General features: G+C 58.9%; 18 protein-coding genes and 4 pseudogenes. 6 read left to right on the top strand and 16 right to left on the bottom strand.

The window, feature by feature from the left end; all coding sequences use genetic code 11:
* Positions 1–284: 284 nt before the first annotated feature.
* Positions 285–431 carry a hypothetical protein gene (locus MLPF_RS16985; RefSeq protein WP_237817243.1) on the bottom strand — a complete coding sequence of 49 codons (147 nt, stop codon included), beginning with the start codon at positions 429–431 and terminating at the stop codon, positions 285–287.
* Between the two features lie 335 nt (positions 432–766).
* On the opposite strand from MLPF_RS16985, the gene MLPF_RS16980 reads away from it, so the two are divergent.
* From MLPF_RS16980 to MLPF_RS03310, 5 genes are all read left to right on the top strand, one after another.
* Complete coding sequence (locus tag MLPF_RS16980; RefSeq protein ID WP_236684858.1) at positions 767–1,105, top strand: hypothetical protein; 339 nt, start codon at positions 767–769, stop codon at positions 1,103–1,105.
* Positions 1,106–1,941: 836 nt separating this feature from the next.
* Positions 1,942–2,337 carry a serine hydrolase gene (locus tag MLPF_RS03325; protein ID WP_050038926.1) on the top strand — a complete coding sequence of 132 codons (396 nt, stop codon included), beginning with the start codon at positions 1,942–1,944 and terminating at the stop codon, positions 2,335–2,337.
* Positions 2,338–4,668: 2,331 nt separating this feature from the next.
* Positions 4,669–4,977: a hypothetical protein gene (locus MLPF_RS03320; RefSeq protein ID WP_045842530.1), complete on the top strand. Its 309-nt coding sequence runs from the start codon at positions 4,669–4,671 to the stop codon at positions 4,975–4,977.
* Positions 4,978–5,456: 479 nt separating this feature from the next.
* A complete protein-coding gene (locus MLPF_RS03315) occupies positions 5,457–5,825 on the top strand; it encodes a hypothetical protein (protein WP_237817242.1) in 369 nt (122 codons plus the stop codon).
* Between the two features lie 146 nt (positions 5,826–5,971).
* Complete coding sequence (locus tag MLPF_RS03310) at positions 5,972–6,199, top strand: hypothetical protein (protein WP_045842528.1); 228 nt, start codon at positions 5,972–5,974, stop codon at positions 6,197–6,199.
* 658 nt (positions 6,200–6,857) lie between these two features.
* Here MLPF_RS03310 and MLPF_RS03305 read toward each other — a convergent pair.
* The 6 genes and pseudogenes from MLPF_RS03305 to MLPF_RS03280 all read right to left on the bottom strand — a co-directional run bounded on the left by MLPF_RS03305 (position 6,858) and on the right by MLPF_RS03280 (position 12,739).
* Positions 6,858–7,019, bottom strand: a complete 162-nt coding sequence (locus MLPF_RS03305) for a hypothetical protein (protein ID WP_175266337.1) — start codon at positions 7,017–7,019, stop codon at positions 6,858–6,860.
* Between the two features lie 45 nt (positions 7,020–7,064).
* On the bottom strand, positions 7,065–9,917 hold the full coding sequence (locus MLPF_RS03300; protein WP_045842527.1) for an aminotransferase class I/II-fold pyridoxal phosphate-dependent enzyme: 2,853 nt from the start codon (positions 9,915–9,917) through the stop codon (positions 7,065–7,067).
* Positions 9,918–10,239: 322 nt separating this feature from the next.
* Positions 10,240–10,455 (bottom strand): annotated as a pseudogene (locus tag MLPF_RS03295) (hypothetical protein); the annotation flags it as partial.
* 119 nt (positions 10,456–10,574) lie between these two features.
* Positions 10,575–11,027: pseudogene (nusB, locus tag MLPF_RS03290) on the bottom strand (transcription antitermination factor NusB); the annotation flags it as partial.
* Positions 11,028–11,030: 3 nt separating this feature from the next.
* Positions 11,031–11,594: an elongation factor P gene (gene efp, locus MLPF_RS03285; RefSeq protein ID WP_045842525.1), complete on the bottom strand. Its 564-nt coding sequence runs from the start codon at positions 11,592–11,594 to the stop codon at positions 11,031–11,033.
* Positions 11,595–11,608: 14 nt separating this feature from the next.
* On the bottom strand, positions 11,609–12,739 hold the full coding sequence (locus tag MLPF_RS03280) for an aminopeptidase P family protein (RefSeq protein ID WP_045842524.1): 1,131 nt from the start codon (positions 12,737–12,739) through the stop codon (positions 11,609–11,611).
* Between the two features lie 33 nt (positions 12,740–12,772).
* Here MLPF_RS03280 and MLPF_RS03275 point away from each other — a divergent pair.
* Positions 12,773–13,451 (top strand): annotated as a pseudogene (locus MLPF_RS03275) (B-4DMT family transporter).
* On the opposite strand, the gene aroQ reads toward MLPF_RS03275, so the two are convergent.
* From aroQ to alaS, 9 genes and pseudogenes are all read right to left on the bottom strand, one after another.
* Positions 13,448–13,885 (bottom strand): type II 3-dehydroquinate dehydratase, encoded by a 438-nt coding sequence (gene aroQ, locus MLPF_RS03270; protein ID WP_045842522.1) that lies wholly within the window; start codon positions 13,883–13,885, stop codon positions 13,448–13,450. The pseudogene MLPF_RS03275 and the gene aroQ sit on opposite strands and share 4 nt — an antisense overlap.
* Entirely contained in the window at positions 13,882–14,970 is a 1,089-nt protein-coding gene (gene aroB / locus MLPF_RS03265; protein ID WP_045842521.1) for a 3-dehydroquinate synthase, read from the bottom strand. Before aroB ends, aroQ begins: the two co-directional genes overlap by 4 nt.
* Entirely contained in the window at positions 14,967–15,566 is a 600-nt protein-coding gene (locus MLPF_RS03260) for a shikimate kinase (RefSeq protein ID WP_045842520.1), read from the bottom strand. Before MLPF_RS03260 ends, aroB begins: the two co-directional genes overlap by 4 nt.
* 15 nt (positions 15,567–15,581) lie before the next feature.
* Complete coding sequence (gene aroC, locus MLPF_RS03255; RefSeq protein WP_045842519.1) at positions 15,582–16,796, bottom strand: chorismate synthase; 1,215 nt, start codon at positions 16,794–16,796, stop codon at positions 15,582–15,584.
* Between the two features lie 176 nt (positions 16,797–16,972).
* Positions 16,973–17,261, bottom strand: a pseudogene (locus MLPF_RS03250) (prepilin peptidase); the annotation flags it as partial.
* Between the two features lie 86 nt (positions 17,262–17,347).
* On the bottom strand, positions 17,348–18,187 hold the full coding sequence (locus MLPF_RS03245; RefSeq protein WP_045842517.1) for a shikimate dehydrogenase: 840 nt from the start codon (positions 18,185–18,187) through the stop codon (positions 17,348–17,350).
* Positions 18,162–19,415, bottom strand: a complete 1,254-nt coding sequence (mltG, locus tag MLPF_RS03240; RefSeq protein ID WP_045842516.1) for an endolytic transglycosylase MltG — start codon at positions 19,413–19,415, stop codon at positions 18,162–18,164. Before mltG ends, MLPF_RS03245 begins: the two co-directional genes overlap by 26 nt.
* On the bottom strand, positions 19,408–19,962 hold the full coding sequence (gene ruvX, locus MLPF_RS03235) for a Holliday junction resolvase RuvX (protein WP_045842515.1): 555 nt from the start codon (positions 19,960–19,962) through the stop codon (positions 19,408–19,410). The genes mltG and ruvX overlap by 8 nt, the downstream gene beginning before the upstream one ends.
* A complete protein-coding gene (gene alaS / locus MLPF_RS03230) occupies positions 19,963–22,689 on the bottom strand; it encodes an alanine--tRNA ligase (protein WP_045842514.1) in 2,727 nt (908 codons plus the stop codon). It lies immediately after the preceding gene.
* Positions 22,690–22,747: the final 58 nt, after the last annotated feature.

The raw sequence follows: 22,747 nt of genomic DNA, 5'->3' as shown, positions 1-22,747 counted from the left end.
CTAATCCCTACCAAGTCAACCTGTCGGCGCCCGGATCCAATACCGCAAGTATATTCGATCTTAGGTGGCTGGCGGCGATAGATCCGCATGCCGATAAGGCGATACTGGTCGCTCGAATCGCCACATTGGAACGGGTGAAATCAGCCGCCGCCGCAGTTCAAGCACGGGCAACCATTGAAGTTTATACGGAGATACCAGCACCGCCGCACGGCCGTGGGGCGGCCAGTGAGATCGCGTTGGTGTACGAGATACCGAACCCACTGGCCGCACTGGAGACCAGGAGACTATCCGAGTGGCGGGCCACACTGATAGTGCGGAGTCAGCCTGCTTGGACGTTTAGGCCTGCGCGCACTGAACGCCGAGCTCTGCACCGACATGTCGAAATTGAAAGGCATCGGTGATGCGCGCAGCGCGACCGCGGCAAAGCCCATTGCCTACCTGCTCAACGGTTAGGCAATAGGTGGATCGGGCCTCCAAAGCTGAAGCCGAACGCATCGTGACACGATTCAGCCGTCCCCGACACCATAACCGGGGTGATGGCGTTGTTTCCACTCGCCCAAGGTATGTCGGTGCATACGACACTTGAGCAGGTTGCCGACACCACATTCGACAGCCGCACACGTGGCCAGGTGATGACCAAAATACATTTGGTCATACATTTGGTCGCGCGCATCACAGGACGACCGGCGTAAGTGGCTCAATCGGTTGCGGTTAACCTACTAAATCTTCCACGAAAACGCGGCTGGATAGCGACAACACCGCGGCGGTGGTCGACGGGTATGGCCCCATCCCAGAGGCGGTGGCGCGCAACCTGGTCAGCAAGGCGGTCACCGATACCCGGTCACAGGCTACGCTGCGCCGGTTCTACCATCATCCGCGCTCGGGAGCCCTGGTAGTCATGGAGTCGCGGACACGCTGCTTCCCGAAGGGGCCAGCCCGCTTCATCGGGTTGCGGGATCAGCGCTGTCGTACCTCATCTTTTGTGATGCCCCAATCCGTTACTGCGACCACGCCTAGCCGTGTCATCGGGTCGGACCGATCACTATGGCAAACGGGCTCGGATACCGCGAGCTCTGCAACTATGTCAAGGAAAAACATCGGTTGAGATGTAAGCACAAGGAAAGACGAAACTGTCTGGCACAGAGCTAAATCCAACACACCCACCGGGACGCACTACCACTCGACCATCATCGGGTCGGCTTGAAATACTCGTCAGTGAAGTGTAGACCAGGATCGATGCCGCACTGAACGAATTTCACACTGCATAAGTAACCCGACGACCACGCTAAACGTAGGACTAGGACGAACTTCCCCCGAATGGAATTTCGAGTGCCCTATATCGCAGTAAGAGCCTAGGCGACGACATCCCGCCGATATCCAAACCACCATGGGCTACCAAGGACGCCGGAGGCGAGGTAGAGTGCGCAGTGGCCGACTCTATAAAGCTCGGTGGCTACACCAATTTATCCGACAGCGGCACGTTCCATTGCCTGGACGACCGCACGCAGCTGAGCCGCCGTAGTTCATCGCGCTACCAGACCCGGCGTCACCCTATTGAGCAACTGCTTCTCCGACGCCAACTCGTCCAATGTGGAAAAGCCGCTGCCCGTGGTCTTCAAGCAGACGTTGCAAGACGTCCTTGGCAACATAGTGGGATATTGCATCGCTGGAATCCACCACGGTTCGCCGCGAACAGAAAGGAAAAAGAATAGAATTGGTGTTCTGGTAAGTCCCGCGCGCAGCAGCGAGAATTGGGCTAAACCGGGTGAACCTCGACGGCAATTAGATCTCCATCCGCGAGGTTTGCTATGCCGGCTTACTTGCCAACAAGTTGACAGTGGTTTGGCATCGCGGAGAAACGTTGCAGATCAACGAGATCGGTTACCGAAACACGACACGGACCTGCCGATGCAAAGAGACACGCTGTTTTGTATCGCGTCGATGACCAAACCGGTCACGGTGGCCGCGGTGATGTGTCTGGTCGGCGAGAGCAAGCTGATATTGCACGACCCGATCGCGCGCCGGGAACCGAAATTAGCCGAGCCGCAAGTGCTCGACCAACCGGACGGTCCGTTAGACCGGACGCACCCGGCACAGCGCGCCGCCCTGCTCGAGGATCTGTTCACCCATACTAGCGTCCTGGCCTACCGATTTTCGGTACCCGCGCCGGTCTTGTTGATCAGTATACCTGCTACTGCCGTTCTGTCGGAACTCAGACCACTGGCTAACCGACTCCCGCTCGTGCATCAGCCCGGCAATCGAGTCACCTACAGCCACTCGATAGATGCGCTGGGCGTGATCGCGTCCCGCATCGAGGGCACCCCCCCTTTTTACTAGGTTCTCGACGAACGACTCCTAGGCCAGGCGGGCATGACCGACACCGAGTTCGTCATCCCCGCCGACATACGAATACGCGCAGCGACCATGTACCGACTCAACGAGAAGGGCTTATTCACGACACGACGCGATAGGGCCACCACACATCAAGCCACCGTTATTCTGTACCGTCGGCGGCGGACTAGGGCCGACCGCCGGCGGTTAACCGCGGTTCGTGCGTATATTGTTTTCGGCGACGGGACAACCGACAGCGTGTGGGCTGTCCGCAGGGTCGGTGCACCTGATGCGCCCGGATCGGTTCACGGACGAGACACAAGCGACACGCCCTACCCAGAACGCCATTCTAGGTTGGCCCGTGGGTTCGGGTTGAACCGAATCTGGCGGTGGTAACCGACCCAGCGAAGTACGCGCCGTTATTCGTTCCGCGCGGGTTCGGGACATGTTATTGGCCCATGGTCGGGCCACGACTGCTGCTGCACCTACCAAATGCTCGACGACATCGGCCCGATTGTCCAGCAAGTCACCCACCGATCCCCGAGTCATGCGATACCTAACCTTGGATGCCACACCCTGACGTCGCGGTAATGCGATGGGTCATCGCTGAGCGCACCAATTTCAGCTACAATGAACAGACCTGGGCCATCACGCTGTGAAACAGGTGCGATCTCATCGAGCTGACCAGTTGCCAATGCCCGATGCAGCACTACGTCGAAATTGATTACTGCCTCGGTTGGCAGTGGGGGAAAGTTTAATGTCGTAGGCGCTCAATCATGTTGCCCACCAAGCCTAACACCGACCCGGATGTGTACCAGGTCTGGGCCATCTGCAATGTCGATAACACGCGCTCGGTGCAACTGATGGAACGAGCCGGCTTCGCGTTGGTAGAGCCGACTTGCCCGCCACGCCGTCTACCTGTCTATGTACTCTGAACCGCGCAAACTTGCTTTACGCAAAAACTTGCGTTGACTCGGCTGGCCGGTCGAAGCACTTGATTCTGACACGTTGTTATTGTGACCAGAATGAACTTACGACGAATTGAAAAAGATTCAAATTTTGTCGCCGTGACTTCAATTATCACCGATCCCGTTGCGGACACCAATGACGTTTTTTGACCACCGCTGACCGTTGCTGAACAAGCTGTATAATTTTTATAGTAGACTGCGAGATCGCAGAAATAACACGTGACGTGTAGTCGCTTGTTGATCAACGAAGTGAAAAAATCACCCACAGGCGAGAATTTTAGCGTTGGACCGAAGAAATAACCGATGTGCGACACCGCAAATAACGTGTAGACAAACCTCGTGAAAAACAAGAATTGATGATGCTGCACAGCCAATTTATCGGTCAAACTTGCTTATATTCATATAAAGTAATTTGTCCTATATCTGGCACACTTATTGGGGTCACTGTGCTAGTCATTTCAAAATGGCAATTCCCGCAATAGGAATATATCCGACTGAGAGCATGAATTTGCTGGTAAAACCCTGGCGCCAAACTCGGTGAACCATCATTGTTGGGATATAGAGTTAGGTGACCATCCCGGGTTGGACCGGGACAGACACATCGACAGCGATCAAATCACTGCACCACGTCCCGTCCGCCGTCGCTCCTTTAGGTGCCAACGTTTACCGTTGCCGTGGCCGCTGGGAAATCCCAGCAGCCACCAACCCTCCCGATGGCGGCAATTAGTTCTTCGGCGACGGAAATGTTCGACCTGCACACTCACTCAAAAAAAATCGACCTCTGCCACATGGCGTCCAAGATTGGACAACCAGTAGAGTGTTTTACACATTGAGCGGACGACTCAGCAGCTGGGTAAACGACCCGTAGGAGACGCCAGTCACCGTAAATTTTCTGACATCAGACCAGCAGCAGTTAGGCACCAGGAAGATTGGGCCGGTCAGAGCGTTAGATCGCCGGTTCCTGACCATGCTGCTTGAATACAGTACCTCTGGCACTATGCCGGCAAGCATCTGCAGCTCGGTTGTGGGTCGTGACCCTGACAAATCGCAAGCCAGTACCAGGCAGCTATAACGACCCCTACACCGGCAACCTGTCGCTTCACCATCGGCGCACTACTCCCTGCGCCACCATCCACACCACCGGTGTCGACGGTCGGCCTTCTTGATCACATATTCGTAGTTTACCTGGAAAACCAGGGCGTGAAAACATTGATAGGCGGTCCCAACGCACTCTACATCAACCGCCTCATCAACGCCTACGGATATGGATCAAAGTAATATGCCCTGGCCTACCCCAGTGGCCCGAACTACACGGCGGTCAACGGCAGATCCGACTTCGGTATCAACTGGAACTGCCGCGCGGACTGCTATGACCAACCCAACCTGGCAGACAACATCGAAGCGGCGGCAAGACGTGAACCAGCTACGTAGAAGCCAGGCCATGCCGCAGCGATGTTTTCGCGCACCCCAGTTCGGCTTCGCTACCGACGAAGTAGCATTTTTTCTGATTTTCCGTAACGTTTTCTCCAACGTCGCCCACCACGAAAAAACACATTTTGCTGTTTCTAAAATGGCTGTGGATCTCGCTTCGGCTGTCACTACCTCGAACGTCGTGTGGTTTACTAGCGGAGCTCAAGATATGGAATATAATAACCAATTCCTCTTTATCTACAATTAAATTCAATAGAGTAATATAACGTCGCCTACGGCGAGAATTTCTTCGCGGACATGATGCCAAAAATAGTGCACTCTTCCACCTCAATGACGCAGCATTCCACCATTTCCATAACATGGAATTAGGACCACAAAAACCTATCGTTGAGAATCAACAATCAAGGAAACCACGTGCCGATTATCGTCATCACTTCACCGAACTCCGGGATGCTTCAAAGTAGTTTCTCTGCCGCCGAATACAGCAATCATTCCAACCGAGTGTACACCATACTAAGAAATTTTCCAAATTTCCCAACTCACCAACAATGAACGATTCGCATACCCGACGAACGAATACTAGTCATGGCGGAGCATTTCTGAACAAGCAGCGACCGTGCCATAAACTAATACCCATATCAAATCAGACAGTTCTGATCAGCGGCACAGGCATCGCTGGCCCGGCCATTGTGTTTTCACTCAACCAGGCCGGCTACCACCGTAGTGGTGCTCGAGATTGCCGAAGGCATCCACCCGAGCGGCCAGACCGTCGACCTGCACGGCACGGTGACGGCGGTCGTTGAGAGGATAGGACTGATGGACCGCCTGTGCGAGCGCAACCTGGACCAGAGAGACATCACCCAGTTACCAGTTACCAGTTACCAGTTACCAGTTACCAGTTACCAGTTACCAGTTACCAGTTACCAGTTACCAGTTACCAGTTACCAGTTACCAGTTACCAGTTACCAGTTACCAGTTACCAGTTACCAGTTACCAGTTACCAGTTACCAGTTACCAGTTACCAGTTACCAGTTACCAGTTACCAGTTACCAGTTACCAGTTACCAGTTACCAGTTACCAGTTAATCGCCGATAGGCGCCGCAGCGCAATTCCGGTCAAGACATTCTCCGGCAACAGCATGGTCAACAAACTTAAGATCCTTCGCGGCGGCCTAGCCTGATACTCTGTATCAGACCACCGCAGTCAACACCAAGTACTGACTCGCCACCCGCGTAATAGGGGTGGCGACCGGAGACGACGTATCCGAGGACGTGGTGGTGACGTTATCCGACAACATGACAGTGCGCAACCAACCTGGTGTGCGGAGCCAACTGACCGCACTCGGCAATGCAACAGCCGGCTTTCCGGCCTTGAGAAAATTTCTTCAGCCCGCTGGGCGACTACACTGCCTGGCCTGGCTCACCACTCCCGACCCCGTCGGCCTTGGACGGCTGGTATTCTTAACCTAACGATTGGTAAGGTGGGGATTCTAACATGTCGCCCCGCTACAACATATAGGAACCTTAGCGGCTAACGCAATCTACTCACCACCCGGCTGCCGGTTGACAATACCATGCACTAGTTACCGCTGCACGTGTAGTCGACGACTTCATATTATTCAATTGCTATTGTTCGACGCGTTCGCCCAGTTACACATGAACATCTGGTGGGCTGGACCCGGTCAAGCTGGTCGAAGACACCGCCTACTGCGCATCACCGCTGAAAGGCGTGGGCACCAGGCCTAGCCTTGGTCGGCGCGTACATGTTGGCCGCGAATTGGTCCCCGCCGAAACCGTAGGTTAAAGAGGCGAGGGCACAGTCAATGCCCGGAACCACCGGCGGCCGCTCTGGACCGCTGCCAGACGGTGATGCGGTCCTAGGTGCGCAGGTGCCCAGAAGCTACCGAACGACATCAACAGCTATCTGACACGGTCCACTTCCAACATCGCTATTACCGCGGTGGTGACGCAGTACATGCAACACCAACCGTTCCGACTGTTCACCGAGCAGAAATAGCTAACCACGGCCGATGAGATCGAATTGCCCGACCACGCAGCGTCCGAGTTCCAACGCCCGACGCGGGTAAACCCGCACATACACATCAACTAGGGCTATCACACATCTTTTTCAACTGTAACACACGACATCATCGAAAGTCACCCTGGGGGCATACGGTGGGACATCAAAGACCGGCAACCCGTCAACCTCGGCAATCCCACCTGGACGAAGCGGCCTTCGCGCGAAGTCAGCAATCACCGCACCGACCGAATGCCCGCCTAGTCGCGCCATGTTGCGCACACCTTCCAGAACATCGCTTTGAGACAGAAGACCAAATCACACGTCTTCTGCAACAGCCTCCACCCTGTCACCGTTCACGTCCCCGCGCATAGCAGCAGAATGCGGTGGGATCTCAAGAGCCGCAAACGCAGAACCCGCCGCGGCCGACTCCGCGTTGCGCCTCGCGGTCATCCGAGCCAGCGCTTTCTCAGTGAATACTGATAATCCCAGTTCATGGTTGTATCCGTGAATTTCCTTCACGTCAAGCTGAGCCAGGAAGTAAATGATCTCCTTGGAAACCACCTGGCCGGGGACTAGAATTGGGAAGCCGGGAGGGTAGGGCACCACGAACGTGGTGGACACCAGGGTCCTCCCCTCAGCAAGCTGACGTCCGGCCGTGCCGATCTGCACGTACTCGCGGTCCGATTCTTCGTAACCGGCGTAGAAGGCCGACCGCATATCACCGAACGAGCTGGCATCTTCGGGACGGAAGGCAACGTCGAACCCACTGAAGCCGGGCAGATGGGGCAAATCCTGGGTGATCTCCTCGACATGGCGCTGATGCAGCGCGAGGTCGGCCCCGCTGGCCACCTTCTGGATCCTGTCAAAGTCACTGGCCACCCGGCGTAACACGTCGAGCAGATAATGCACGCTCGACCACGTTACACCGATGGTGAAGATCAACAGCACACTGTTAATGGATGTCTTGTTGATCTGGATGCCGAATCGCTCCATCAGGATCTTCTCGCGGAAGTCATATCCGTTCATTCCGGTCTTCCCGACGAACAAGGTGACCCTTGTCGGATCCAGCACGAACTGGTCGGACCGCCACGCCTCATTCCACTCCGCCAGAGCACCCTGCCGAACCTGACGGTACGAGCTGACCGCCGATGCCCGGTATTCGTCGGGCACCAGGTCGGATTCGTCGAGGATACGGAACCATTTGCTTATCAGCCGGTCTTTGCGGACACGGTGACGAAAGACCAGAGCCATGTCGTACACCAGTCGGACCAGTTGAAATCCCTCGATGTCAACCTGGCGGCGCGCTAGGTCCAGTGACGCGAGAAGTTGTTGGTTCGGCGATGTCGAGGTATGCGTCAAGAATGCCTCACCGAAAGCATCCCGGGCCAGCGCATTGAAATCTTGATCGCGGACATGAATCATCGACGCCTGCCGAAGCGCCGACAGCGACTTGTGAGTCGAGTGTGTCGCATATACGCGAATCCGCGCCCGATTGGGGTCGGGCAGTAGCCGCTGGTCAACCCATTGGGACCGAGGGATTTCGGCCACCGATGCGCACCAATTCCGGTATTCCTCGGCGTATTCGGCAGACCACAACTTTTGTTCGAGCTGCTCAGCAGACACCATTGCAGTCCGCTGACGGGCCCACGGCACGGCAGTGGCAAACGCATACCAAGCCTCGTCCCACAGAAAGCAAATGTCTGGCTTGATCGCCAACACCTCCTCCATCACCCGCTGCGGGTTACAGACGACACCATCAAAAGTGCAGTTGGTGAGCAACAGCATGCGGACCCGATCCAGTTGTCCGACTGCCTCTAGATCCAGCAGCGCCTTCTTGATTGTGCGCAGCGGTACCGCTCCATAGATCGCGAACTGCGGCAACGAATAAGCATCCAGGTACATCGGGTATGCACCGGCCAATACCAGGCCATAGTGGTGCGACTTGTGGCAATTGCGGTCTATAAGCACAATGTCACCCGGCCGGGTCAACGACTGTACGACGATTTTGTTGGCGGTGGAAGTTCCGTTGGTGACGAAGTAGGTATGGTTGGCGCGCCAAGTAACTGCGGCTTTGTCCATCGCTTTCTTGATGTTGCCGTGCGGTTCCAGCAACGAATCCAGGCCACCAGAGGTGGTCGATGTTTCGGCCATGAAAATGTTCCGACCGTAAAACTCGCCCATGTCCTGCAGCGACTTAGAGTTAAAGATACTGGCACCACGCGCCACCGGAAGAGCATGGAATTGGCCGACCGGTGCTGCTGCGTAGGCGCGTAAAGCATCGAAAAAGGGGGTGGCGAACCGGTTTCGCAAGCCTGCAAGTACGGTGCTGTTTAGGTCGGTAACGTCGTTGAGCCGATAAAACGTCCGATCGTAGACATCGGGCTCGTCATCATTGCCCGCCGCAATCGACTCGTCGGTGAGAAGATAGAGGTCGATATGGGGCCGCAGCTCCCTGATCCACTCACCGCATTCGACCCAGTCATGCGGGCGGTCAATGGCGACCAGCGCGCCCTTCGAGTCGTTGGCCCCAAGCAAGGTATTCATCAACGGCACCCGGTCGCGGGACCGCAGCGGCAGGTCGTGGCGGATGATCGCGGCCTGAATCTCGCCGTTTAGCGCGACCGCGGTAATGGCGTCCTCAACACTGGACACAACAAGGAGCTCGAATTGCACATCGTCGGATGGATTGCGCAGTTCCCGCAAGCTCTCCGCCAGACAGTCGGGAGCCGTGGACGGGGCATCGTCGGCGAGCAACACGGTGTAGAAATGCTGCTGCTTGGCTTGAGCCACCAGCTCCTGGTCGGCCAGCGGCGCTGAAGTATCAAAAAGCGCTGTACGGTCACCATATTCAGACAACAGACGCACGGCCAGCGATACCTCTTCGGTAAGCTGAACCGTCGCCATGGTGGCAAGATAGTCGCGGAACGCCGCCAGATTTGCCGCGCCAGGATACAGCCAGTAACGTTCGTAGGCACCAATGCGGTCGAGCAGGCGCTTGACCCGCGCAACGTCGTGGGCGGTATCCAGCCCGGCGCGGTCGACCTCAGCCAAGTGACGGCAGGCGTCATCGAGCACGTTCCACGTGTCAATCCGCGTGTATGACGGGTTGGCTACTGCCGCCAGCGCTGAAACACAAAGTCGTCGCGGATGACCACTGTCTCGATTCATATCGTAACCTCTTCTGGTGCAGGTAACCGCCGTCGGGGCAACTCGTAGTTATCGCGGGCATAAGGAATAATGACCGTTACCAGTATTTGTGTATGTCACTTCCCATGCAGGGGGGCGACGTGGACGCGGCCCACGTGGTAGCGGACTGTGCACGCGGCGGCTGTTTTGTGCGTCGCACTCATAGGGCATTCGAGTTCGTCGACGACTACGCAAAAAACCAGTTGTCCGCATACGGGTTTCATTCCGCTTCCGTCCAAGGCGTGGCCCGATCTATTTTGCCGAGTCCAGCAAGTACTGTGACTCGTCAGCGCTCAATGCGCGATCATGTCGCGGCGCGATTCGACCGGGCCGGTCGGCGATCCAGCTCGATTCCACGGCCTTCACTATCCAAGGCCCACCGAGCGCTCTGATCGGCCAACGGGTTCTCCATCCAGCGCGGAACTGGAAGCTCCCAAAGGCGCGCAAACAGGCCGGTGACATCACTGGGCAACCTCAGTACACCCTGCGTCAAACCCATGATCGCGGCCATCACCGGCAGGCAGCAGCAACTTGGCCGCCGTTCGAATCGTCCTGACCCACCTGACCCAGTTGGTCAGCAGCCAGCTCATACTGCGGTACGTAATTCTCGGAAGTGCCGGCGGCCATGCGCACCGCCTGCTGGACTGCTTGAACGGCCGCACGGATCTGCGGAGTAATCAGCATAACTTTGCCCAGTACTCCGTTGACGAAGCCAGGTGAGTCGTCGGTAGACAGCTCCTTGGCCAGCTCGACCGCCTCGTCGACGGCGACAGGTCCGGGCACGTCGTCGGCGTATAGCAGCTCCCATACCGAGACCCGCAGAATGGCGCGATCCACTGCTGGCAGCCGATCGAGCTGCCAGCCTTGTAGATGCGAGATTATCAGTTCGTCAATACGGGCGTTATGCTCGCTAACACCTTGGGCGACCGCGACCGTATACGGATGCAGCGGCGCCACATCCGGCTTGGATTCCGCCAATGCACTACGAACCTCGACCACCTCAAGTGGACTCAGATCGCGGGCCTCGGCTTCGAACAACAGGTCTACGGCACGCTTACGGGCCTGATGGCGTCCCTTCACCAGCTTAGACATGAATCAGGCGTTCACACGTCCCAGGTAGCTGCCGTCGCGCGAATCCACCTTGAGCTTGTCGCCGGTATTAATGAACAATGGAACATTGATCTGAGCGCCGGTCTCCAAAGTTGCCGGCTTGGTTCCGGCACTGGACCGGTCACCTTGCAATCCCGGCTCGGTGTGAGTGACCTCTAGTTCGACGGTAACCGGCAGCTCGATGTACAACGGCGCACCGTTGTGGAACGCCACCTGTACCGACATGCCCTCCAGCAGAAACCGGGCAGCATCGCTAACAAGAGACTCCGGCAGCGGGTGCTGCTCGTAGTCTTGGCTGTCCATGAACACAAAATTAGCACCGTCGCGATACAGGTAGGTCGTGTCACGCCGGTCGACGGTGGCCGTATCCACCTTCACCCCAGCATTATAAGTCTTCTCAACGACCTTGCCGGACAGGACGTTTTTGAGCTTAGTACGCACGAAGGCCGGGCCCTTGCCGGGTTTGACGTGCTGGAACTCGATGATTGTCCAAAGGTGTCCATCGATTACTAGCACAAGCCCGTTCTTGAAGTCGGCAGTGGTCGCCACAGTCGGTGAGTCTCCTACAGTATTACCAGTTCTTTAGGGAACCGGGTCAACAATTCCGGAGTGAATCCGGCGGGTCTAAACGTTAGCGGCATCTCTGGCGTTCCCTGAACAGCCACCACCAGTGTATCCTCGATGCGGACACCGCCATGGCCAGACAAGTAGACACCGGGTTCCACGGTCACTACGGAGCTCGCAATTAGTGTACCTGCGGCGGTGGCGCCGATACTCGGTGCTTCGTGGATTTCCAGGCCCACACCGTGACCCAAACCGTGGTTGAACTGTTGACCGTAGCCCGCGTCGGCGATCAATTTGCGTGCCGCAGCATCCACGTCGCGCAGGTTGGCACCCGGCCGCAGCGCCTCCCGACCGGCACGTTGCGCATCGGCGACCAGCTGATAGATCTCCAGCTGCCAGTCAGCGGCCGGGCCCAGCACGAAGGTGCGGGTCATGTCGGAGTGATACCCGGCAATTAGCGCACCAAAGTCGATCTTGACGAAATCTCCCGTAGCCAACACCGTGTCGGTCGGCCGGTGGTGCGGGATCGCCGAATTCGGCCCGGCGGCCACAATCGTCTCGAATGACAGCGCGTCAGCGCCGTAGTCGAGCATCAACCCCTCCAGCTCGCGGCTCACCTCACGTTCGGTAAGGCCGGGCCGAACGCCGCCGTGCGCCACCAGCTCCGCCAGCGCGGCGTCAGCCGCCTCGGCGGCCAGCCGCAGCAACGCAAGCTCGCCAGCATCCTTGACTTCGCGCAGCGCCTCCACGGTTCCAGGAACACGCACCAACTCGATGTGGCGGCCTTCGATCTCGCTGGTTAACGCGTCCAGGCCGTCGACCGTGACCACATGGCTTTCAAAGCCCAGTATGCGCACGCCATCGTCGGCTGCCCGGCCAGCCAAATAGCGTCCACAGGATTGCTCGATGGCAACCTCGAGCTCGGGTACTTGCTGCGTAGCCTGAGTCCGGTAACGGCCGTCGGTGGCCAGCACAGCACCACGTTCGTCGGCGAACACCAGCAAAGCACCATTCGACCCAGTGAAACCCGACAGATAGCGCACATTGATCAGGTCCGTTACCAGCATCGCGTCCAGCCCGGTGGTCACGATTTGTGATTTGAGATTGTCTCGACGCTGGGAATGTGTCACAGCTGCTGACGCTACTCGCTACGCTAAGGTCCCATGAATGACTGGATGCTGCGCGGTTTGGTGTTCGCCGTCCTGATGATCGTTGTCCGCCTGACACAGGGGATTATGATAAACGCCTGGCAAGCGCAGTCAGTGTTAATTAACGTGGTGCTGCTGGGCGTGGTCATCATCGCGGTGGTCATGTGGGCGGTGCGCGATGGCTGCGCCGACGCCACCGCGAACCCGGACCCGGAACGACGCCGGGATCTGGCGACGATGTGGCTGCTAACCAGTGTCCTAGTGGGGGTCCTCGGCGACGCGGTGACCTGGGTCATTTCGCTGTTGTATAGCAACATCTACGTTGGAGGGCTGATAAGTGAATTGACGACGTTCGCCGCGTTCACTGCCCTGATTGTTTTTCTAACTGGGGTCATCGGCGTGGTGTTTGGGCGTTGGCACGTTGATCGCAGTAGCCCATCAGTCCCACAGCATAATAGATCCGGGCAAGGCCAAGCTGACAGTAATATTTTTGCCGCTGTCTGCACCGACGACACAACGACCGGAGAGCTCGCCACGGCACAGTCCGAGGAACAGACCACGCCAGTTGCCACAGCGGAACACGAGGCACCCACTGAGATAATCTACCACCAGCGAGCGTGACGACGCGCCCACTGCGGTGATCCGCACCGACACCGACGCCACCGCGACACGCGATATCCCGAAAAAGGATTAGCTCGCAGTCATCTCGGCTAGATAGCGCAAGGCAAGCAGGTAGCCTTGGACTCCTAACCCAGTGATCACTCCTGTCGCCAACGGGCTAAGATAGGAATGGCGCCGAAACTCCTCGCGGGCATGCACATTAGAGATGTGCACCTCGATAAGCGGTGCGTTTAGTTCAGCACACGCGTCGCGCAGCGCCACTGACGTATGCGTCAAACCGCCGGCGTTGAGGATCACCGGTTCCCCGGCATCAGCGGCCAGATGGACCCAATCCAGTAGCTGAGATTCACTATCACTTTGCCGCATAACAGCTTTGATCCCAAGCTCGGAGGCCACACGCTCAATCAGAACCGCCAGTTGGTCATGGGTGGTGCTGCCATAGATATCGGGTTCACGCCGACCCAGCCGGCCCAAGTTCGGACCGTTGATGATGTTAACAATCGTCATCGGGCACCCAATCCCGCGTAAGCGGTCACTAACAGCCCTGGGTCCGGCCCCACTAACCGCCCTGGCTTAGCCAGCCCATCGAGAACCACGAATCTAGGCACGCCGGCCCGGGTTTTCTTGTCTCCGGCCATATATTCCAACAGTTGCGGCAACGCATCGGCGTCATAGCTGACCGGCAGGCCAAGCGAGGTCAGAATGGTGTGGTGTCGCTGCGCCGTGGCATCGTCGAGCCGCCCCGCAACTCTGGCCAGTTCGGCGGCGAACACCAAGCCCACCGATACGGCGGCGCCATGACGCCATTCATAGCGCTCCCGACGCTCGATTGCGTGTGCCAAAGTGTGGCCATAGTTCAGGATTTCGCGCAACTCCGATTCCTTTTCATCGGCGGAGACAACGTCCGCCTTGACGGTGACGGCCCGGCGGATCAGCTCCGGCAACACGTCACCCGCCGGGTCCAAGGCGGCCTGTGGGTCGGCTTCGATGAGGTCGAGGATGACCGGGTCAGCAATGAATCCGGCTTTGACCACTTCGGCCATACCGGAAGCAATTTCTTTGCTCGGCAACGTTTCCAGAGTCGCCAAATCAGCCAACACGGCGAGAGGTTGATGAAATGCGCCGACCAGGTTCTTGCCAGCCTCAGTGTTGATACCAGTCTTGCCCCCAACCGCTGCGTCGACCATGCCGAGCAACGTGGTGGGCACATGTACGATCGAGATGCCGCGTAACCAGGTAGCCGCTGCGAACCCAGCTACATCGGTAGCGGCGCCGCCACCAAAGCTGACCAGTGCGTCTTTACGTCCAAGTCCAATGCGACCCAATACTTCCCAGATAAAGTCCATAACAGGAAGAGCCTTGCCGGCCTCGGCGTCAGGTATTTCGATTCGGTGCGCATCGACCCCCTTGCCGGCCAAGTGGCTTCGGATCCCCTCCGCGGTTTGGGTCAGTACCGGTTGATGCAGTATCGCGACCCGATGTCGGTTGGCAAGCAGTTCATCCAATTGGTCCGATAACCCGGTGCCGATCACCACGGGGTATGGCGGATCGGCAGCCACCTGCACAGTGACCGGTGCGTCGATATTAGTCATTTGGCAACCCCACTAGATTTGCGGAGTGGCATCCCACTGCACCCGGCTTCGCCAGTCTTGCGATCACCACCAGAGACAGGAGTGGCTAGTTGAGCCTGCAACCGGGCGACGATGTAGCGGACTACCGCCCCGGGGTTGTGGCAGTTGGTATCAACCCGGATAGTCGCAACTCGCCGGTAAAGAGGAGCCCGTCTGGCCATCAGCGCCCGGAATTTTTCAGCACGGTCGGGCCCGGCCAGCAATGGTCGCACGGTACTGCCACCGGTACGCAGAATCCCTTCTTCGGCGCTGACCTCTAGATAGATGACGATGTGGCCAGCAAGCGCCGAGCACACCCCGGGGCTAGTGACAGCACCACCGCCAAGCGACACCACACCGTCATGCTCGACTAAAGCCGCCCGCACCACGCCCTCTTCGACACGGCGGAACTCTTCTTCCCCGTCGGTGACAAAGATGTCAGCGATGCTGCGACCGGTCTGCTTCTCAATAGCAGCGTCGGTATCGAGCAAACTCACCCCTAGTGCTTTAGACAGCCGCCGGCCTATGGTGGACTTGCCGGCTCCCGGCAGACCCACGAGTACTGCCTTGGGTGCCATCGCTCCCCTACCCGCCTATTCTCGACTCGCCGCAATCTTAGCAGCTGGCGCTTCCCAGTCGGCGGCCGCGCGCTGGTATGCTGCAAGGTTACGGCGGGTTTCGCTCAGTGAGTCACCGCCGAACTTTCGTAGTGCTGCGCGGGCAAGCACCAGCGCAACCATGGTCTCAACGACGACTCCGGCGGCCGGCACCGCGCACACATCCGAGCGTTGGTGGATTGCGACGGCCTCCTCTCCGGTTGCCAGATCGACGGTGGCCAGCGCCCGCGGCACAGTGGAGATCGGCTTCATCGCCGCGCGCACCCGCAGCGGCTGCCCATTGGTCATACCGCCTTCGAGTCCACCTGCCCGGTTGGTGAAGCGGACGACGCCGTCGGTACCGGAATACATTTCGTCGTGAGCGTAGCTGCCGCGGCAACGCGCAGCTGCGAAGCCGTCACCGATCTCTACGCCCTTGATCGCCTGTATTCCCATTACGGCTGCGGCCAGCTGGCTGTCGAGCCGGTCGTCACCGCTAGTAAAGGATCCCAGCCCGACTGGCAGGCCTAGCACCACGGCCTCTACTACCCCACCAAGGGTATCGCCGTCTTTCTTGGCCGCTTCAATCTCAGCTATCATGGATTTTTCAACTTGCTCGTCAAAGGCGCGTACCAGACTCGCATCGATTGCAGTGAGGTCTTCGGGTCCCGGCGGTGGCCCACCGTAACAGGCCGACGCACCGATAGAGATGACGTGCGAAAGCACTTCGACCCCCAGAGCTTGGCGCAGAAACTGCCTCGCGATCGTCCCCGCCGCGACACGGGCAGCGGTTTCCCGGGCACTAGCTCGCTCCAGCACCGGACGAGCGTCGTCGAAACCGTACTTGATCATGCCCGCATAGTCCGCATGACCCGGGCGCGGCCTGGTGAGCGGGGCGTTGCGAGCAGAGTCTTCCAATTCCGCGGCATCGACCGGATCGGCAGCCATCACTGATTCCCATTTTGGCCACTCGGTGTTGTGGATCTCGACGGCTATAGGGCCACCCAGAGTGACGCCGTGGCGTACCCCAGACAACACTGTCACCGCGTCACGCTCGAAGGCCATCCGAGCACCACGGCCGTAGCCAAGTCGGCGGCGCGCCAACTGATCAGCGATGGCGGTGGAAGTAATTTCGACACCGGCAACCATGCCTTCAACAATGGCTACCAGGGCCCGGCCATGCGACTCCCCGGCTGTGATCCAGCGTAACACTTGACTATCCTGCCATTGTAGTTTCGGGTTCACTCAAAATGCGCGCAAACGTCGAAATAGACGCCAGCGTATGGTATCTCTCGCAGTTTTCCACGCTGCCGTGGATTTCGATGGAAGACCACACAATAGCCAGGCTCACGGTGACCAGGAACATTGCGGAACCATGAAGCAAGACTTCAGCAGCGCCGAAAAACCGAGCGGCCGCACCCTAGCAACACGGTTAGCATTTGCGCGCCCAGCGCCACCAGAAACCACACCTCGACGCCGAAACAGCCGATCAACCCAGCCTAGCTCAATCGCCAGCTTGACATCGCTGACCCAATAACCGCCGACACTAAGTGCACCAGGCAGAGATAAACCCCAATCAATGCCACCACCGTGGCCAGCGCGGGACCCTACCAGGCCGGAGACGACACCGGTCAGCAAAATCACACCCGCCCCGGGCAGCGTCAACGCGTTCGGTAACGACGCTCGGCAATATCATAACAGTTCAAGCACCGGCCAATCAGATCAGCACCACACAAGCAGCCCCTACCCGCATAGGCGACATGCTAATGCAAAGCCGGCAGAGCGCAAGCCATCGCCTCGCGCGGTGCAGGCATCCCGGTGAACTGCTCCACCTGCGCAAACGCCTGATGCAGCAGCATTTGCAAGCCGCTGATCACTTGGCCGCCCGCCGCGGCCACCGCGGCGACCAGTGGCGTAGGCCACGGGTCGTAGATGGCATCTAGCAGCACTGGAACCGTCGCGAAAGCATCGACATACCGCGCAGCCACGTCTGCCGGTACCGTACTAACCAGAACTTCGGCGGCCGTCACCTCATCAGCCAAGCCACCGCTGTCCAGACCACAAAATCGGGTCGCCACACCGACCTGAACCCCGAGATCAACTAACCGGGCCGCCTTGTCGGGATTGCGTGCCACAACGGTGATATCGGTGACTCCGAGTTCCGCCAAACCCATAACAGCCGCCGGGGCGGTGCCGCCCGACCCACACACCAGCGCACGCCCTGCCACAGGCCCGATCACCGCCAGCGCCCCCGCCACGCCATCAATGTCGGTGTTGTCGGCCCGCCAGCCGCGCCGGGTCCGCAGCAACGTGTTAGCCGATCCAACCAAGCCGGCACGTGCGGTGTGTTCATCAGCGAACCGTAACGCGGCGAATTTGCTCGGCATGGTCACTGAGACGCCGACCCACTGCGGCCCGAACCCGTTTACGACAGCCGGAAGCTCGTCAGCACCGCATTCGATCCGCTCATACGTCCAGTCGTAGAGACACAGTGCACGGTAAGCGGCCAGGTGCAAGCGCGGGGAACAGGAATGCGCGATTGGCGAACCGAGAATTCCAGCTTTTCGAGGCACCCCGTTAGCGCACACTGTCGAGAACACCATTGTGCTTCGCGAGTTCGATATTGGCTAAATGCTGCTGATAATCCCTAGTGAACAGGGTTGTCCCTTGAGTATCAACGGTGACGAAGTACAACCAGTCACCGGGCTCGGGATGCTCGGCGGCGTACAGTGCATCGATGCCGGGAGAACAAATCGCGGTGGCCGGTAAGCCTGGCGAAACATAGGTGTTCCACGGCGTCCACAGGCCACGGTCAGCGTCACTGGTAGCCACCTCGCGGCGGTCCAGTGGATAGTTCACGGTCGAGTCAAACTCCAACGTGCGGTGCTCATAAAGGCGGTTGTATATGACGCGCGCCACTTTCGGGAAGTCCTGCGGGCTGGCTTCCTGTTGCACCAGCGATGCCACCACGAGGATGTCGTAAGGTGACAAGCCAAGAGAGCGAGCAGTGCCCACCAACCCGGATTCCGTGTACCCCACGACACTGGCGCTGATCAAATTGGCCATGATGCTATCGGCTGAGGCCGAAGGATCGACATTGAAGGTCCCCGGCGCGATAAGCCCCTCGATCCGGCGATGGTCGTTGCCCAACTCAATCACCGATTGAATCGCCCAAGCCGGCACGAACAGCTTGGCTAACGAGGTTCTGCTCGTCGCAGCACGGAGGTCATTCAGTGAAACACAATGTCGATTGCCGTCGAGATCCACGCAGGTGGCACGGGAGATCAACGAGAATATGCCAGGATTCACCTTGCCGGTCGTCATGTCGGTGGCGTCGTCAAGTTGACGACCTTCCGGGATGACCAGCTTCCCCACCCGGTTCTCCGGATCAGCAAGCCGCGCTGCCGCAGCAGCAGCCGGGATTTCGGTGCGCATCCGGTAGAAACCCGGCTGGATCGACGAAATCGCGGTGTTGCCGTGCGAGGCGTCGACGAATGCCCGGACCGAGGCGACCACCCCCTGGTTATGCAGCGTCTCACCAATTACGGTGGTCGAGTCACCGGCATGAATCTGAATCATGATGTCGTGCTTGCCGGCTCCCCTGTAATCATCAGCAGACCCGAACAGCGTGTGCCACAGCCGCAAGCCAACGAAGGTAGCCACGACCACGACCACGACTAGCAGACCAAATACTACTTTGTCGGAGAAACGCCGACAACGATATCCGCTCTTGGCCAGACGGCGCCCATCCCGACCCTCGCTACTCATCTGGTGTCGGCCCAACCCGGTCGCCTCGGGCGCGATGCGGTGGCGTGCTAAGTAATCACCCATCGATGACTTCTCCAGCTACCGATCCAGTCGTAGGACCACCCGCTCTTGCGGAGGTAGCAGCGCGGCATTGATCGAGCCAACTTTGCAGGATCACCACCGCCGCCGCCTGGTCGATCACCGCCCGCTGGTCTTTGGCTCGTACACCTGCAGCACGCAGCGAACGCTGCGCGCTGACAGTGGTCAGCCGCTCATCAGCCAGTCGGACCGGTACTGGAGCAACCCGCCGCGCCAGTGCCTCGGCGGTGTCGATGGCGTCCTTCGCCGACGAGCCGGTCCGGTCGGTCAGTGTCCACGGCAATCCGACGATCACCTCGACCACCTGCAGTTCGGCGACGAGCTCAGCTAGTCGGCGCAGGTGCTTAGCGGAACGGTCACGGCGCACCGTCTCCACCGGGGTGGCCAGGATGCCGTCTGGGTCGCTGAAAGCCACACCGATGCGCACACTGCCCACATCGATGCCGAGCCGCCGTCCCTGCCTAGAGTCTAAGTTTTTTGACAGGTTAGGGCCACCTGGCTGGTCGAGCAGGCGGTGCTTTGACGAAAACACTCAACCGACCTGCGCTATCTGTGCACGTATCGCGTCAAGCGCGGCGTCGACGCCGTTCGGGTCCTTTCCCGAACCTTGCGCCAGGTCGGCCTTACCGCCGCCGCGCCCGTCGACAACCATGGCAAGCTGTTCCACCAGATCGTTAGCGCGAATTCCCAGATCTTGGGCGGCGGAATTGGCAGCGACCACGTACGGCACAGTTGCGGTCGACCCGTCCGAAGTCACCGCGATCAGCGCGACCACCGCCGGATCACTGCCTAGTTTGCCGCGAACATCGCCGACAAGGAAGCGTAGGTCGGCTGGTGTTAGAGCGCCTGATATCCGTTGCACCACCACCCGCACATTACCGATCCACTCAGCACCCGCCGCGGCGTTGGTCGCCACCGCCTGGACGTTTGCCTGCCGAGCACGTTCGAGTTCCTTCTCGGCGGCCTTCAGCCGATCCACCAGCGTGGCCACCCGGGCGGGTACCTCTTCGGAAGGCACCTGCAACGATGAGGCCAACCCGGCCATGAGTGCACGCTCCTTGGCCAGGTGGCGAAACGAATCCAGCCCGACGTATGCTTCCACCCGGCGCACCCCGGAGCCGATCGACGATTCACCCAAGATCGTGACCGGACCAATCTGCGCCGTGTTGTGCACATGCGTGCCGCCGCACAACTCCAGCGAGAACGGTCCACCCATCTCTACCACCCGCACCTCGTCGGGATAGACCTCACCAAACAGGGCCATGGCGCCCATCGCCTTGACCTTGTCGAGCTTTTCGGTGAAGGTGTGTACTTCGAAGTCGGCTTGCACAGCTTCGTTAGTGACTTCTTCGATTTGGGTACGCTGCTCATCAGTCAACGAACCCTGCCAGTTGAAGTCAAAGCGCAAGTAGCCCGGCCGGTTCAGCGAGCCAGCTTGAACGGCGTTGGGCCCCAGCACTTGGCGCAACGCGGCGTGCACGATGTGGGTACCCGAGTGCCCTTGCGTGGCTCCCCGGCGCCAACTCGGGTCGACTACCGCAACAACGGTATCACCCTCGACGAATTCCCCGGACTTCAAGTTCACCCGGTGGACATGAAGGGTTTTGGCGACCTTTTGCACGTCGGTGACCGCCGCCCGGGAGCTCGCGCCGGCACCAGTTCCGCTGATGGTGCCGACATCAGCAATCTGGCCTCCCGACTCAGCATAAAGTGGAGTGCGATCCAACACCAGCTCTACCCGATTGGTGATGCCAGCTTGGCCTTGGACAGCGTACGCGACTACCGGGACCCGCTTGCCGTCGACGAAGATGCCGAGAATTCTTGCCTCGGTAGTCAATTCATCGAAGCCAGTGAACTCCGTCGGACCGGCATCGACCAGCTCACGGTACGCAGTCAGGTCGACGTGTGCGTGCTTGCGGGCGGCGGCGTCGACCTTGGAGCGCTGACGCTGTTGCAGCATCAACTCGTGAAATCCCCTCTCATCCACAGTCAGGCCGGCTTCGGCCGCCATCTCCAAGGTGAGCTCGATTGGGAAACCGTAGGTGTCGTGCAGGGTAAATGCGTCCAAACCGGCAACCACGGTGGAGCCCGACGCTACGGTGGCGCCGGCGACGTCGTCGAACAGCTTCGAGCCCGAAGTCAGGGTGCGGTTGAATGCCGTCTCTTCAGCGACGGCAATGTGGTTGATCCGGTCAAAGTCGGTGACCAGCCCTGGATACGCTCGCCCCATCGCATCGCACACAGTAGCCATCAGGTCGCCCACAATCGGGTTATCGATGCCCAACAGCTTGGCCGAACGGATTACCCGGCGCAGCAACCGACGCAACACATAACCACGACCGTCGTTGCCGGGACTAACACCGTCGCAGATCAAGATGGCGGCGGTGCGGCTGTGATCTGCGATAATGCGGTAGCGAACGTTGTCGGCGTGGTGGGTTTCCTCATTTTCGGGGTCGTACGGGCGCGGTGTGCGGGTGGCCACTAGGTCGATCACCGGCCGCAGCAGATCGATCTCGTAGACGTTGTGCACGCCCTGCAGAACCAGCGCGATCCGCTCAACACCCATACCAGTGTCGATGTTCTTGCGTGGCAACGGTCCGCGGATCTCGTAGTCCTCCTTGCTGGTCCCTTCACCGCGTTCGTTTTGCATGAACACGAGATTCCAAACCTCGAGGTAGCGGTCCTCGTTGACGATGGGACCGCCCTCGGGGCCGAACTCGGGCCCGCGGTCGTAATAAATCTCCGACGACGGCCCGCATGGCCCGGGGATGCCCATCGACCAGTAGTTATCGGCCATACCGCGACGTTGGATTCGCTCAGTTGGCAACCCGGCGATCTCCTGCCATAGGGCGGCGGCTTCGTCGTCATCAAGATATACCGTGGCCCAGAGTCTTTCCGGATCCAGCCCGTAACCCCCGTCGGCAAAGCTGTTGGTCAGCAACGCCCAGGCCAGTTCAATGGCCCCGCGCTTGAAGTAGTCCCCGAACGAGAAATTGCCTGCCATCTGGAAGAAGGTGTTGTGCCGGGTGGTGATACCCACATCGTCGATGTCAGGAGTGCGGATGCATTTCTGGATGCTGGTGGCCGTCGCGTACGGTGGCGTGCACCGCCCCAGAAAGAACGGCACGAACTGGACCATGCCAGCGTTGACGAACAACAGGTTGGGGTCATCGAGGATCACCGACGCACTGGGCACCTCGGTGTGACCCGCCTTCACGAAATGATCAAGGAACCGCTTCCTGATCTCGTGTGTTTGCACTCTAGTATTCTTCTTCCCTAGTTCCCTTAATTCCAGCGGCTCTGCCGGGACAACATCG

The organism is Mycobacterium lepromatosis, from assembly GCF_000975265.2.
Taxonomy (GTDB): domain Bacteria; phylum Actinomycetota; class Actinomycetes; order Mycobacteriales; family Mycobacteriaceae; genus Mycobacterium; species Mycobacterium lepromatosis.
The sequence above is the reverse complement of the archived record's forward strand: the minus strand, read 5'-3'. Positions and strand labels throughout refer to the sequence as shown.

Coding starts and splice junctions, on each gene's coding strand:
- MLPF_RS03325 (WP_050038926.1), top strand. CDS start 1,942: ATGACCAAACCGGTCACGGTGGCCGCGGTGATGTGTCTGGTCGGCGAG.
- aroB (WP_045842521.1), bottom strand. CDS start 14,970: ATGACTAATATCGACGCACCGGTCACTGTGCAGGTGGCTGCCGATCCG.
- MLPF_RS03300 (WP_045842527.1), bottom strand. CDS start 9,917: ATGAATCGAGACAGTGGTCATCCGCGACGACTTTGTGTTTCAGCGCTG.
- aroQ (WP_045842522.1), bottom strand. CDS start 13,885: ATGACGATTGTTAACATCATCAACGGTCCGAACTTGGGCCGGCTGGGT.
- MLPF_RS03245 (WP_045842517.1), bottom strand. CDS start 18,187: ATGGTGTTCTCGACAGTGTGCGCTAACGGGGTGCCTCGAAAAGCTGGA.
- MLPF_RS03260 (WP_045842520.1), bottom strand. CDS start 15,566: ATGGCACCCAAGGCAGTACTCGTGGGTCTGCCGGGAGCCGGCAAGTCC.
- mltG (WP_045842516.1), bottom strand. CDS start 19,415: ATGGGTGATTACTTAGCACGCCACCGCATCGCGCCCGAGGCGACCGGG.
- MLPF_RS16985 (WP_237817243.1), bottom strand. CDS start 431: ATGGGCTTTGCCGCGGTCGCGCTGCGCGCATCACCGATGCCTTTCAAT.
- MLPF_RS03305 (WP_175266337.1), bottom strand. CDS start 7,019: ATGGCGCGACTAGGCGGGCATTCGGTCGGTGCGGTGATTGCTGACTTC.
- MLPF_RS03320 (WP_045842530.1), top strand. CDS start 4,669: ATGACCAACCCAACCTGGCAGACAACATCGAAGCGGCGGCAAGACGTG.